Annotated in this window: 10 protein-coding genes; 9 read left to right on the top strand and 1 reads right to left on the bottom strand. The window is 71.4% G+C overall.

Annotated features, from left to right (window positions below; translation table 11 throughout):
* Window positions 1-125: 125 nt before the first annotated feature.
* A complete protein-coding gene (locus L0P92_RS01545) occupies window positions 126-914 on the bottom strand; it encodes a phosphotransferase (protein WP_234760540.1) in 789 nt (262 codons plus the stop codon).
* A gap of 329 nt (window positions 915-1243) precedes the next feature.
* Between L0P92_RS01545 and L0P92_RS01550 the strand changes: the two genes are divergently transcribed.
* The 9 genes from L0P92_RS01550 (at window position 1244) to L0P92_RS01590 (ending at window position 14132) form a co-directional block, all read left to right on the top strand.
* Complete coding sequence (locus tag L0P92_RS01550) at window positions 1244-1639, top strand: DUF6193 family natural product biosynthesis protein (RefSeq protein WP_237695134.1); 396 nt, start codon at window positions 1244-1246, stop codon at window positions 1637-1639.
* 142 nt (window positions 1640-1781) lie between these two features.
* Window positions 1782-1985, top strand: coding sequence for a DUF2997 domain-containing protein (locus L0P92_RS01555; protein ID WP_234760543.1), 204 nt, complete (start codon window positions 1782-1784; stop codon window positions 1983-1985).
* The gene (locus tag L0P92_RS01560) at window positions 1973-2596 is read left to right on the top strand and encodes a 4Fe-4S cluster-binding domain-containing protein (protein ID WP_234760544.1); all 624 of its coding nucleotides are present in this window, start codon (window positions 1973-1975) and stop codon (window positions 2594-2596) included. Before L0P92_RS01555 ends, L0P92_RS01560 begins: the two co-directional genes overlap by 13 nt.
* Window positions 2583-4121: a Ycf46 family AAA ATPase gene (locus L0P92_RS45135; RefSeq protein ID WP_234760545.1), complete on the top strand. Its 1539-nt coding sequence runs from the start codon at window positions 2583-2585 to the stop codon at window positions 4119-4121. The genes L0P92_RS01560 and L0P92_RS45135 overlap by 14 nt, the downstream gene beginning before the upstream one ends.
* 4 nt (window positions 4122-4125) lie before the next feature.
* Window positions 4126-5985, top strand: coding sequence for an amino acid adenylation domain-containing protein (locus L0P92_RS01570; protein ID WP_234760546.1), 1860 nt, complete (start codon window positions 4126-4128; stop codon window positions 5983-5985).
* Window positions 5986-5990: 5 nt separating this feature from the next.
* The gene (locus L0P92_RS01575) at window positions 5991-8306 is read left to right on the top strand and encodes a hypothetical protein (RefSeq protein WP_234760547.1); all 2316 of its coding nucleotides are present in this window, start codon (window positions 5991-5993) and stop codon (window positions 8304-8306) included.
* A gap of 8 nt (window positions 8307-8314) precedes the next feature.
* A complete protein-coding gene (locus L0P92_RS01580) occupies window positions 8315-10165 on the top strand; it encodes a hypothetical protein (RefSeq protein WP_234760548.1) in 1851 nt (616 codons plus the stop codon).
* Window positions 10162-12525, top strand: a complete 2364-nt coding sequence (locus tag L0P92_RS01585) for a WD40 repeat domain-containing protein (RefSeq protein ID WP_234760549.1) — start codon at window positions 10162-10164, stop codon at window positions 12523-12525. Before L0P92_RS01580 ends, L0P92_RS01585 begins: the two co-directional genes overlap by 4 nt.
* A complete protein-coding gene (locus L0P92_RS01590) occupies window positions 12522-14132 on the top strand; it encodes an Hsp70 family protein (RefSeq protein ID WP_234760550.1) in 1611 nt (536 codons plus the stop codon). The genes L0P92_RS01585 and L0P92_RS01590 overlap by 4 nt, the downstream gene beginning before the upstream one ends.
* The last annotated feature ends 30 nt before the right edge of the window (window positions 14133-14162 follow it).

The following is a 14162-nucleotide window of genomic DNA, read 5'->3' on the forward strand; positions in this document are numbered from 1 at the left end:
GACGTCAGGGTCATCAGCGAGGCCGGCGTTCATCTCCCTGACTCGCTGGGCGCCCCGGTGCTGCCGAAGACTCCTCATGCCGTCCGGCCCGGACCCGTTGGCGATCTCGTGACGGCAGCGAGCCGTTACTGGAACAGATGCCGGTGCGATCGGCTCCATGCCAGTTTGCGTTCGAGGTCCTGCAGATAGCCTTCGGCCAACCATGTGGCCTGAGGCTGGTGGCCGGCGTCGGCCAGTCGGCGTACTTGATCGATGTTCTCCTGCTGTCCGTCGATGACGGCATCGACGATGCCCTCGGTGGAGGACAGGCCGTAGGCAGAGCAGAACAGTTCCAGGCGGTGTCGACGGTCGGGTGGTTCAGGGAAGTGCAGCCAGCGCATGCACTCGGCATCGTCACGGAAGGGCGCGACGTACTGCAGTGCGTAAGCCACATCGTGCAGGCGCGCCGCCGGGCGGGCGAAGTCCCAGTCGATGATTCCCACAGGTCGGCGCCCTTGCCACACCACGTTCCATGGACCGAAGTCGCCGTGGCAGATCACGTCACCGGCGGCAGGCACGTGCGGCCCGACCGCCCAGGCGGCACCGGCCGGCGGGCAGAAGTCCGCGGTCGCGTCGTGATAGTCACGCAGCAACCGCGCGAAGGCGTTCAAGCCCTCGCCCTCCACGACCCCGGCCCAGCCCAGCGCTCCTGAATCGCCGTCGATGTAGCTCAGGACCTCACGGCCCTCCTCGTCGAACCCCAAAACCCTTGGAGCACACGGGAAACCCACCGCTTCCAGATGGCGCAGAAGAGCGTGCACTGTCTCGGTCCAGGGCTGAACGGGCCTGCGGACCGTGTCGCCGATCCGCACGACCTGCCGATGTGCCTGATCCTGCAACACAGCTTCGTCCTGCAACGCATCTTCGTTCGCCACCCGCGAGAGGCTACCCACGAGTGGGGGCGGTGTGAGGATGCGGGCCCGCAAGAGACCTGGTCCGTAACCAGCGCGGATGCCAGTCGCTGGAGTGGATCCGACAGGCCGAGCAGGACGCGCCGCAGCCCGTGAAGAGCTTCGCCGGTTTCCTCCGCCATGTACCGCCGAGGCGCGTTCCGCCTCCTCCGGATACGCAATCCCACCGGGCCGTGATCTTCGTTGTCAGTGCACCGGTTTCAGACAACGGCCGCGACACTATGACAGTGGACGCGAATGACGAGGCCTGCGATCAACAGTTGCCCCTGCCTCCAAGACCGGTTCTGCCAGACATGGCTGCGGCACGCGGTCGGGGGCCGGCTGACGTTGTCGAGGCCCATTGGCAGTCACTACGGCTCAGCTGGAAATGGAGGCATGCAGTGCACTTGATCCGCTCGCCTGGACGCCCATATCCAGGCATCGTTGCGCTGCTGGAGGCTGCTGCCGCTCAACCACGACTCCGGCGACTGTATCCGTTCACCAGCCACTTCGCCCTTGTCTTCAGCAGCTCCACCAGCTACCCCTGGACTCTGCAGGCCGGATCGATCGAACCCCTGCACAACGGACGGTTCAAGGTTCGCCGACACCGTCCTTTCGCCGTGATCGGCGAAGTCGAGACCGCCGAAGAGGCTGTGGCCCTGGTGCTTGAGCTCCTGCCCACCGACCCCGAGCCCGTCATCACCGCCTAGCGGACAAGCACGTGTGAGCGTGTGGCCACGCCCGTCGAGTCGGGGTCCCCGCAACGCCGCCCCGTCCTTCCGTACGGGACCCCTCCCGAGTCCCCGCCCGCACAATGGGCGCAGTCATTTCCCCCGGGCGAAGGGTGAGTTGATGGCGGAGGAGAGCGTCGAGGTCGTGATCTCCGCGGACGGCACCGTGGAGGTGCACGTCCAGGGGGTCTCGGGCACGCGGTGTCTGCAGGACACCGACGAGTTGGTCCGGCTGCTCGGCGGGGCCGTTGAGCAGCAGGTGCTGACCGAGGAGGCCTACCAGCAGGAGGCGGCCGAGGAGCAGGACCGGCTGTGGCAGGGGTGAGCGGCCTGGGCATGCCGTGGCGGCTGCATGCAGTCCTGCCCCGAAGTGCGGCCAACGGCCCGGGGGTCCGGTACGTCGTCTGGAGTCAGGGGTGCGCTCTGGGCTGCCCGGGCTGCTTCAATCCCGAGACTCACTCCGCGGCCGGCCCCGGTCTCGCGCGCGAGGTCGGCGAGGTGGCCGAGGAGGTGCTGGCCGACGCCGGGCGTCTTGAGGGCGTCACCCTGACCGGCGGCGAGCCGTTGGAGCAGCCTGCCGCGGTCGCCGCGTTCTGCGCCGAAGTACGGGCGCGCAGCGGCCTGTCGGTGATCGTGCTGACCGGGTTCACGCGCGCCGAGATCGAGTCGGACCCGGCCCGGTCGGCGGCCGTCGCCGACGCCGATCTGGTGATCGCCGGACGGTACAACGCGCGACTGCGGCTGGCCCGGGGCCTGCGTGGCTCGTCGAACAAGGAGTACTGGACACGCACCGGGCGCTACACGGCGGACGACCTGGACGCCGTACCGGAGTTGGAGATCACCGTCGCGGACGACGCGACGGTGACGTTCACCGGCATGGTCGCGCCGGGAGGGGAGTTCTTCAGTGCGGACCGAGGGCACCGTGGGCATCGCTGACGAGATCCGGCTGTATCTGCGCGCCCGCGTGGCGCTGATCGTGCTCGTCACGGTCGAAGAGCAGCGGGCGCTAGAGGTGCTGGACCAGGTGCGGCGGGATCGGGATCCGTCGTCCGACCTGGTCACCTGGGACGTCGCCGACGGCCTGGAGTCCGCGTCGGGCCGCCAGCTGCCCAGGGCGGCCACTCCGCCGGACGCGCTGACCAAGATCAAGGAGCTGGCGCAGAAGGAGCCGCGCCGCCGCGACCTGTATGTGCTCAAGGACTTCCACGCCTTCTGGGAGCGCGATCCGGCCGTACGCCGGCGGCTGCGCAACCTCGCCCACAAGCTCGTCTTCACCGGTTCCTCGCTGATCGTGACCACCCCGGTGCGCACCCTCCCGGTCGAACTGGGCGCCGACGCCGTGGTGGTGGAGATGCCGCTGCCCGAGGCCGACGCGCTGCGCCGCGAGCTCGACCACCTCATCGACAGCACCAAGGGCGTGAAGTCCACGCTCACCCCGGCCGGCCGCAGCCGTCTTGCGCAAGCGGCGCTGGGGCTGACCGCCGCCCAGGCCCGGCGGGCCTTCGCCAAGGCCATCGTGCGTGACGAGGTGCTGGACGACCGCGACATCGAGGCGGTGCTGTCCGAGAAGAAGGCGGTCATCCGGGAGAACGAGGCCCTGGAGTTCTACGGCGCCGAGGAGAGCCCCGACGACCTGGGAGGTCTGGAGGCGCTCAAGGAGTGGCTGCGGCTGCGCGAGCGTGCCTTCGGCGACGCCGCCCGCGAGTTCCGCCTGCCCGCGCCGAAGGGCATCGCGCTCATCGGCATCCCGGGCACCGGCAAGAGTCTCACGGCCAAGATGATCGGCGGGCTGTGGCGGCTGCCGCTGCTGCGTCTCGACGTCGGCGCGCTGTTCGGCTCGCTGGTGGGCGAGTCGGAGGAACGGGTACGGCGGGCGCTGCGGCTGGCGGAGACCGTCTCGCCGTGCGTGCTGTGGATCGACGAGGTGGAAAAGGCGCTGGCCTCGGGCGGGCACGACGGGGGCACCTCGCAGCGCGTGTTCGGCACCGTCCTGACCTGGATGCAGGAGAAGACGGCGCCGGTGTTCGTGGTGGCCACCGCCAACGACGTCAGCGCGCTGCCCCCGGAGACACTGCGCCGCGGCCGGTTCGACGAGGTGTTCTTCCTCGATCTGCCCACCGAGGCGGAGCGACGCGAGATCATCGCCGTCCACCTGCGCAAACGCGGCCGCAAGCCGGAGATGTTCGACGTGTACCAACTGGCCCGTGACTGCGACGGGTTCGTCGGTGCCGAACTGGAACAGGTCGTCGTCGACGCGATGTACGAGGCGTTCGCCGAGGAACGCGACATCGCCACCGACGACATCGCCCGCGCCGCCGCCCGCACCGTGCCGCTGAGCCGCTCCCAGCGCGAGGTCATCGAGGACCTGCGCACCTGGCTGCGCGAGGGCCGCGCCCAGTCGGCCTCCTTCAGCGGGAGTGACCGGGGGCCGGAGCAGCAGGCGCCGGTGCTGGAGGTGTAGCGGGGTGCCACGGCTGACGGGTGACCGTGCGGCCCGGCTGATGCGGCGGGCCGCACGGCGGAGGGCGGACGGCTCGCGGGGGTCGCGGGCCCGGTGGGCGTGGCGGCGACTGGTGCGGGCGTGCGCCGCCGGGGACCCGGTGGCGCAGGAGACCGTACGCAAGGCGGAGTTGACGGACCTGGACGTACTGGAGCTGCTGGCTGCTGCGCCGGCGCAACCCGCCGACCGGGCGGCCTATCTGACGTTGCTCGGGCAGCGGGAGCAACGGCAGGCCATGGACCCGGACGGGACGCTGCTGGGGCTGGCGTACTGGGCGGCGACGGGCGAGACACGCGGGCGGCTGCGCGCGGTCCTGGCGGCCGAGGGGGACGGGGAGGCCGTACGCGCTGTCGTGGGCGCCGAACAGCGCGACCGCGTCGCCACCATGTCGTACGACGAGCTGGACCACCTCGGTCGCCGGCTCGCCGAGCACGGACGCTACGGCGAACTGCGCCGCCTCGCCCTCGACCTGCCCCTGGCCAAGGCCGTCGCCACCGCCCGGCTCCTGCCGCCCGGCGAGCGTGCCGAGGGCTCCGGCGGCTGCCTCGCCGCGCTCGCCGCAGGCTCTCCGCAGGAGCTGCGCGCCGTACAGGCGAGGCTGCCGCACCAGAAGGTGATCCGCCACCGCAAGGGATCGGCGCAGGTCTCCTTCTCGCCCGACCAGGCCGAACTCGCCATCAGCGTCACCGAGTTGCCGCCCGAGACAGTGATGCCCAGAGTCCTGACGGAGACGGTCCGGCTCGCGACCGGCGACAGCGTCCTGCGTCACAGTCAGCAGGGACGGACGCCGGTGCACGTCCACTCGATCCTGCATCTGGGCGACGAGATCCTCCGCATGGAGTCGCCGATCGCGTATCCGGGCGACGTCCTGGTCCGCCTCCACCCCCGGCACGAGAGCATTCCCGTCCAAGGGCCGCGGCTCCTCTCGGAATTGGGGCGCGCGAGCACGGGCGCCGTCGCGGTGACCGTGGCCGGGCTCGTCTTCGTCGACCGGGAGACCATCCGACGGCGCCACGTGGCTGTCCCCCGGATCGCCGAGGTGATCGCCGCATACGGCGAACGTGAGCAGGGCCTTGGGTGCCACCTCGCGACGCTGCCGGAGCACGGTCTGCTGGCCGTCAGCCTCTCGGACCAGGGCCATGTCCTCGTCCTGGACGAGGACGGAACCGTGCTCCATGACGAGCAGCGGGCCGTGTACGTGTCGACCTTCCTCGCACCGGACCGGTTGGCGGTCATTCCCGAGACCGCGTACTACCCGCCGAACCATCGCTACGAGATCTGGACCCTCACGGAGTCCGGCCCGACACGGCGCGAGGAGGGAACTCCCAGGAGCTGGGCCGCGCTTGACGAGCTGCGGGGGTTCGAGCTGGACGCCGAGTTCGCCCGCTGGCTGGTGGGGCCGCTCCACGAGCCCCTCTACTACACTGCCGCGCCGGAGTCACTGAGGAACGCGGACAGGAGGCTGCTCGCGGCATCCCCCTTCGGGGACGCCTTCGTCACCTGGCGGTCCGCAAGGCCCCTGCATCTGAGGCACTACAACGGCGACCGCCGGGCCCGCCGCTGGGGCAGGCTCGAAGTGCACACCCCGTATCTGCCCGCCGCCCGCGAAGCCCTCGAACAGCCGCTGCTGCACGCCACTCCGCGGCACTGGCACCACATACGACGGCTGCGCACGAAGATCGGTGACCCCGCGGTACGCGAGGCGCTCGGTCTGCTGGACCACGCCCTCACGGACCGGTTCGGCGCGGACATCGCTCTCGGCGGCGGCCCCTCGCCGACGGCCGGCCCGCACGACCTCGCCCTCGGCCCGGACCGGACGGAGTGAGGCTCATGCGGGTACGGACCGCCGCGCTACTGCTGCGGCTGCCCCTCGGGCGACGTTCCCGTCGGTGTCTTCCGGCGCTGGTGACCGTGTTGCGCGCGGCGGACGCCGGTGCCCCGGCGGCGCTGCGGGCGGTGGCGCGCGCCCTGGAGTCCCTGGGCCCCGAGACGGTGTGGCGGACGTGGGCCGAGTCGCCCCCGCGCCGGTGGACGTCGCCTCTCGTGGCCGAACTGCTGGACGAGGCGCGGGTTCCCGACGTACTCGTGGACGCCGGCTGGCACGACTGGCTCGACGCCCATCAGGACGGCCTGTGGTCGCTGCTGAGACGGTGGAACCGGCCCGCGACGGCCGCCGCCAGGCCTCGGGTGCGCGCGCTCAGCCATCTGGCGCTCGACGACGACGGCCACGACGGGCCTGTCGACTCCCGGGTGCTGGCCGACGCCGCCGCGCGCTTCGGTCATCCCCTCGGTGAGCGGGCTCGTGCCCGCCTCCTGACGCTGAGCGACTCCGCGGCCGTCGACCTGTTCTGCCGTACGGCGTTGAAGTCGCGCAAGGCCGCGGCCTTCTGCCTCCGACACCGCTTGGCGCCCGCCGGTGACGTCGAGCGGGCGATGTTCTTCGTCCGGACCGGTCAGCGGGAGCAGTTCCGGGCGCTCGATCCCGACGGGGCGTTGCTGGCGCTCGGCTACCGGGGCGCGTCGGCCAAGGTGCGCGCGGCGCTGCGCCCCGCGATGGCGGACCTGGGCGACATCGACGTGCTGCGGATACTGGCGGGGCAGCGTGCCGCGCGGGACGATTTCGGCCGCCTCACCAAGCGGGAACGCGCCTATCTGGTGGGGCGGTTCACCGAGCGCGGTGACTGGGACCGCCTGTGGAGCTACGCCCTGCTGATGCCGCTCGCCGAGGCGGTGAAGGCGGTCCACGCCTGCGGCGGCTGGCGGCCGTCGGGCGAGGACGAGCGCGGCGTCTTCGAGGCATTGCGTGCCGCGGACCCGCGGGCTGTGGCCGACTGTGTGAAGGCCCTGTCCGCAGCGCCCGCGTCGGAGCCCGCCCCGCACGTCCGGACCTCTCTCGCCGGCCTCTCTCGGCGGCTCGGGCCCGTCACCGACCTCGACTTCTCACCGGACGGCACCCGGCTGGCCCTGGTCGGAGCGCTCCCCGTTGGCAGGAGGCGCGACAGCTCCGGCCCATTGAACGAGCCGGTCGCCTGGGCCGGGATCATGGATCTCGGCAGCGGAGCGCTGTCGGAGCTGCGCTGCGACTTCACACACCTTCTGGCGCATGTCGCGCATCTCGGCTCCGACACCGTCGTCGCCGCGGAGAAGCTGACGTACGACACCGTGGACGGACACGTCCACAGGCCGAGGATCCACTACCTGGACCGCGACGGCGTACGGACGCTCGATCCGGAAGCCGACGTCATTCTCGGCCTGAAACGCATGGCCGGGGAGCGTGCCTTCGTCGTGACCGCGGTGGGGCTCGTGGCGTCCGACATGAGCCGGAGGCTGCTGGTCGGCGTTCCTGACGGGTTCCTCGTCCGTGGCGGGATGCTCGACGGCCTGGACGGTCTGGACGGCTTCGAGCCGCTGATCGCCGCGGTGGATCCCGGCGGCGGGGTGATCGCCTTGGTCGACGAGCGGGGGCATGCCCTGGTCGCCGACCTCACCGGCTCCGTGGTGAACAGGCTCGACGGCGGGTCGGGAACACCGGAGGACGTCCCCACCACGACCGCCGCTCTGTCGCCTTCCGTCCTGGTCTGCCGCACCGAAAAGGGCGTCCTCAAAGCGTGGCACGAGCCGCTGACCGCCACGAGACCGACCACGACGATCCCCGCCTGGAACTCGGCGTCCCGCCCGGACGTCGTCGCCTGGTCGCCGTTTCTGAACCGATTCGTCGCGGTCCGCCTCGTCCACCGACCGTGCCTGGAACTCCTGGAAGTGCCGGCGACGCGTACCTCCCCGGTTCCGGACGTACTCGTGTCCGCGTCGATCGCGCTCGCCGGCACCACCCACCCGGCACCCGTCGCACGGCTGTCGCCGAAGGGCGACACGCTGGCCGTGGCACACGGGAGCACGGTGGACGTGTACCGCCTGACGACGCTCCCTCTGCGCCCGTTCATCGCCAGGCCCATGGCCCTGATGGCCCCTCAGGACCTGGCGCAGCTGGTCAGGGTGCTGGAGGACCCGACGCTCGACAAGAGGATCCGGCCGACGCTGACGCTGCTGCGGGCATGCCTGGAGCGCCGGCTCGGCGACGACATCGGGATCGGCGACGCCCGCGACGGGGCGGTCGCGGGAAGCCACGAGATCGAGCTGGGCGGGTGAGGGGTGTCGTGAAGGCGGTCCAGGCACAGGAGGCGGCCCGGTTGGCCGAGCGCGCCGGTGTGCGGCGGGACGACGGCTCCCGCGGGCGGCGCGCCCGGCGCGCCTGGCGGCGACTGGTGAACGCCTGCGAGGCCGGGGACGCGGCGGCCCAGGAGGCCGTACGGACGGCCGAGTTGACGGACGCGGACGTGCTGGACCTTCTGGCTGCGGCACCGGCGGAGCCCGCCGACCGCGCCGCCTACCTGGTCCTGATCGGCCAGAAGGCTCAGTACCGGGCTCTCGATCCCGACGGCGCCTTGCTGGCCCTGGCCTATCGCGCGGCCACTTCCGAGACGCGCGAGCGGCTGCGGACACTCCTGGCCGTCGACGGCGACACCGAGGTGATCCGGGTGGTGGTCACCGGTGAGCAGCGAGACCGGCTCGCCGAGATGTCGTACGACGAACTCGACTACCTCGGCCACCAACTGGCCGAGCACCACCGCTGGGACGAACTACGCGACCTCGTCCGCGACCTCCCCCTGGCCAAGGCGGCCGCGGCGGCCCGGCTGCTGCCCGCCGGGGAGCGCGGAACCGGGGCGGCGAAGCTGCTGGCGTCGGCGTCCGTGCCGTCGCCGGCACAGCTCCGGGCCCTCGTAGAACGGCTGCCACGGCTTCGACTGGTCAGGCATGACGTCACCGCGTCCTTCGAGGGCGCGTCGTTCTCGCCGGACACCACCGAACTGGCCTTGCGCTACCGGCCGTTGAAGCGGATCAGGATCAGGGAGCTCCGTGTGGACACCCTCCGGATCGGCACCGGATCCGTCACCCGCGCCTTCACCGGAAACGTCCTGACCGACAGGGACATCGGCGATTCGGTCCTGCACCTCGGCGACGAGATCCTGGTCAGGCTGAAGACGAGCAAGGACCTTCACCGGATTGTCCGGGTCACGCCCGATGACGAGGCCGTCGGACCGCCGACCCCCTTGTCGGTCATGCGAAGGGCGAGCGGCGGTGCGGTGATGATCAGTCCCGAGGGGCTCGCCTTCGTCGACCGCGCCGCACGGGATCTGAGATTGCGGCCGATGCCGCGGTTCGGAGCGCGCGCGACGCACCGCCCACCCGACCACAGCGAGCTCTCGGGCGGTCTCACCACCCTTCCGGCGGACCGGCTCGTCGCGTTCTGCTCGGGGAATCAGGTCTTCGTGGCGAACGAGGACGGCGATCTGCTGCACGTGATGCCGATTCCCTGGGAATCACCCCGATTCGGGCCCGCGCTCTCCTTCATGTCCCCGAACTCACTGGCGGTGCATCACAGAACGAGCTCGCCCGACGAACAGCCGACCCGTATCTGGGAGTTCCCTCCGCACGGCCCGCCGCGCCTCACCGGCCACCATCGGGGCCCGATCCGGAAGCGGTGGCCGCTGGAGGAGTGGCGCGGGCACGTCCTGGACGACGCTTTCGCCGCCCGCGTCCACTCGGCCGAGGGGCGCTGGATCGACCCTGACGTGCCCTGGTTGCAACGCCGCCCCGAAGACCACGTCGGGCGGACACTGCGCCGTCTCCTCGCCGTGTCCCCAGGACAGGACATGTTCGTCACGAGTCTCGACGCCAGTCCCGGGGGCTTCGAAGTGCACAGCCCCCACCTCCCCTCTGCCCGCGAACTCCTGGAGCTCCCCCTGCGGCACGCCACGCCCGCGGACGTCCGGCGGCTCCGGGACCTGCGGAACAGGATCGGCGCCGCCGACGTACAGCAAGCACTCGACCTGCTCTCGACCTGTCTCACCGACCGCTTCGGCAGCGACATCGCCCTCGGCGCCACGGGCTCCGGCCCCTCCGGCGGGCCGCACGACATCGCCCTCGGCGAGGACGGGAGGCAGTGAGCCCGATGCGTGTGCGGACCGCCGTACTGGTGCTGCGGCTGCGGGTCGGCCCGCGCTCCCGGCTGGGCCGCCCGGCCCTCGGTGTCGTGTTGCGCGCGGCGGATCGCGGTGCGCCCGGGGCGGCCCTGCGCACCGTCGCCCTGCGCACCGTCGCCCGCGTGATGAAGACCCACGGCCAGGAGGCTGTGTTCCGGTCGTGGCTGATGCCCTCGGTGTCCGGACCATCCCCGCAGCGGTGGACCTCTCCTCTCGTGGCGGGGCTCGTGGCGGGGCTCCCGGAGAGTCCCACACCCGTACCAGCCTTCCTCCTTGACGCCGCCTGGTCGGACTGGCTCGAAGGGCACGGTTCCGGATTGTGGTCGCTGCTGGAGCGCTGGGGGCCCGCCCCGACGATCTCCGAGCCCCGGGTTCGCTCCCTCAGCCGCCTGGCACTCGGCGACGACGTGCCCCTGGAAGCAGGCGTGCTCGTCGACGCCGCCCTCCGCTTCGACCACCCGATCGGAGAGCGTGCCCGGGCCCGGCTGCTCACGCCGGGTGCCCACGAGACGATCGACGCCCCCGAGACCATCGACCTGTTCTGCGCGGCAGCGCTGAACTCGCCCGATACGGCGGCCTTCTGCGCCGAGCACCACCTCGCGCCCGCCGACCAGGTCCAGCGCGCCGTGTTCTTCGTACGTACCGGGCAGCCGGACCAGTATCGGGCGCTGGATCCCGACGGCTCGCTCCTGGCGCTCGGCTACCGGGGAGCGTCCGACGAGGAGCGCTCGGCGCTGCGGGCCGCGATGAGCGGCCTCGGCGTCCTCGATGTGCTGCACGTGCTGGCGGGGCAGGGTACCCGGCAGGGGGACTTCACCTCCCTCACCGAGCATGAACGTAGGTATCTCGTCGAGCGGTTGGCGGATCGGCGCGACTGGGACCAGCTGTGGTCGCTCACGCTGCAGATGCCGCTGCCCGAAGCGGTTCGGACGGTCGACGAGTTCGGTGACTGGCGGCCGTCCGGCGAGGACGACCGCCGCGTGTTCGAAGCGCTGCGTGCCGCGGACCCGCAGGCCGTCGCCCGGTTCGTGGACACCCTGGCCGGCGCGGATCCGCTCAGCGCCATTCCCGGCACCCGGATCCGGCCGGCCGGCCCCGACGGGGAGCCGATCGCGGTCGGCGCTCTCGACTTCGCCCCTGACGGCACACAGCTCGCTTTCGCCGGACGAGGCACTGGCCACGGCAGTGGCCAAGGCGGTGGGCAAGGCGGTGGGCAAGGCAATGGACATTGCTTCGGGATCCTGGATCTCCGCGACTTGGCGCCGGTGTGGCTGGAGGGCGGCCTGCCGCATCCGGCGGAGCTGATCGCGCACCTGGGCTCCGACGCCATGGTCGTCGTGCTGCGCCAGCAGATCCACTACGCCGGCCGGAGCGGCACAGTGGCCCTCGCCACCCGGGCCAGAGAAGTGCGCGTCGTGCAGCGCATCGCCGGTGACCGTGCCTTCATGGTGACCGCCAGAGACCCCGAAGAGCGGCCCCGTTGGGGGGTGTTCGTCGGCCGCTCCGGTGGGCTTGTCACCGACAGCGGGCTGCTGCGCGGGATGGTGGACATCGGTGCTCCGAGAGCGTCGGCGGTCGATGCACGGGGGCGGCTGATCGCAGTGGCCGACGCGGACAGCAGGGTCGTCGTCGCCGACCTCGCCAACTCCGCTGTGAACAAGCTCGTTCCCCCTTTGATCCTTCGTCACAGCATGCGGCAGGTGGCCATCTCGCCTTCCGCCATTGTCTGCGCCACCGACTCCGGTGCCCTGCACCTGTGGCATGAACCTCTCACCACCTCGCGGGCACCGGTCACGATCTCCCCCTGGAAGCAGCACTGGCCACCCCTGCTCCACCTTGCCTGGTCCCCCGCCCTGGACCGGTTCCTCGCCGTCACCGGAACGCATCTCAAGATCCTCGACATGCCGCCGACGCCTGACACGCCCGCGCCCGAAGACCCCGTGTCCGAGCAGGTCCCCCTGCACCCCGACATCCCCCGTGCCAGGGCGCGTTGCGCACGGGTGTCGCCGAGGGGAGACCTGCTGGCGGTGGGTGGCCTGGAAGAGGGCACCGTCGACGTCTACGTCCTGACCGCCCTCGCCCTTCGTCCCTTCGTCGCCAGCCCCATGGGCGTGATGAGCCACCGGGACCTGACGAAGGTGATCGCGGTGATGGAGAACCCGATCCTGAACGACTTGTCCCGGCAGGCGTTGGGACTGCTGCGGACGTGCCTGGAACACCGCTTCCGGCACGACGTCGGGATCGGCGAGAGGGCGGCATCGGCGGTTCCGGGCGACCACGAGATCGAGTTGGGCGAGCTTCAGGAACGTGAAGGAGACGCATGACCACCCGTATCGGCATCGACTTCGGCACCGCCAACACCGTCGTGGCGGGCTGGGACCACGAGGCGGGCCGCGGCGTCCCCGTTCCGCTGCCGGGCATCGACGTACTGCGCGAGGCGGGCCCCGGCCCCACCCAGCGCGTGGTGCCCTCCCTCATCGCCTACGCCCAGGACGGCACCACGCGCCGCCTCGGCGCCCAGGTCGGCCCCGAGATGCACGAGGACCGCGCCTTCACCGTCTTCGCGTCCACGAAGAGCAACGTCTGCGGACACGCCTACGACGCCGCCCGCCCCGTCGGCGACCGCAAGATCACGGGTCGGGAGGCGGCCACCCGGTTCCTCGGCGACGTCATGGCGCTGGCCGTGCTCACCATCGAGGACGACGACCTGGAGATCGTCGCCACCGCGCCCGTGGAGTCCTTCGACGGCTACCGCGACTGGCTCGTGCGGGAAGTCCGCGAAGGACTGCCCACCGCCCGCCTGCGCGTCGTCGACGAGGCCACCGCGGCCGCCGTCGGCTACAGCGCCCGGCTGAATCCCGGCGATGCCTTCGCCGTGATCGACTTCGGGGCGGGCACTCTGGACGTCTCCGTCGTCCGCGTGCAGGAACCGGACGCTGCCGGGTCCGGCGCCGGGGTGCGCACGATCGCCAAGCGGGGCCTGGACCTGGGCGGCAACACCATCGACGCGCTCCTCGCCGAACACGCCATCGGCCACATCGGCCTGCCGCACGGCGACCAGATCGGCCGCAACCAGGTCTTCCGCCGCCTCCTGGCCTCCGCCGAACAGGCCAAGAGAGAACTGGCCACCGCCGAACGCGCGCTCATCCGCGCCGCTGACGCCCGGACCGACCGTACCCACCAGGTCACCGTCACCCGCGGCGAGTTCGACGCGCTGCTGCACGACAAGGGCGTACTGCGCCGGATCAACCAGGCCCTGCGCTCCTGTCTGGACCTGGCCGGCACCCGCGGCTTCGGCACCGAGGACATCCGGGGCGTCTTCCTCGTCGGCGGCAGCTGCCTGATTCCCGCCGTGCAGGCCCTGGTGCATCTGTACTTCGATCCCGACGTGGTGCACCTGGACCGGCCGCTGGAAGCGGTCGCGGCGGGCGCGGCCGGAATCGCCGGAGGCAGCGAGCTGTTCGACCACATCCAGCACGACTACGCCATCCGGCACGTCGACCACGACACCGGCGCCTACGAGTTCGAGACCCTGGTGGAGGCCGGGACCCCCTACCCCACCGAGGAACCGGTCCGGACGCTCACCGTCAGGGCGGTGCACGAAATGCAGCGCAGGCTCGGACTTGCCGTCTACGAACTCGCGCACGCCACCTACCGGGACGCCGGCGCCGAACTGGAGATCGCCTTCGACGCCGGCGGCGGCGCCCGCACCGTGGCCGTCACTCCGCAACAGCGCCAGCAGCGGTCCATGCTCTGGCTCAACGAGGACAGTCCCACCTTCCTGGTCGCCGACCCTCCCGCCACGGCCGGAGAGGACCGCTTCCGCCTCGAATTCCGCATCGACGCCCACAAACGCCTCACCGTCAGCGCCTACGACCTGCGCCGCCACACGCTGGTACTGGACCGGCAGCCGGTCGTCCGCCTGGCGTGACCACACGGCGCCGCCACTCCCGTCACGACA

The organism is Streptomyces muensis (assembly GCF_021474425.1).
Classification (GTDB): Bacteria; Actinomycetota; Actinomycetes; order Streptomycetales; family Streptomycetaceae; genus Streptomyces; species Streptomyces muensis.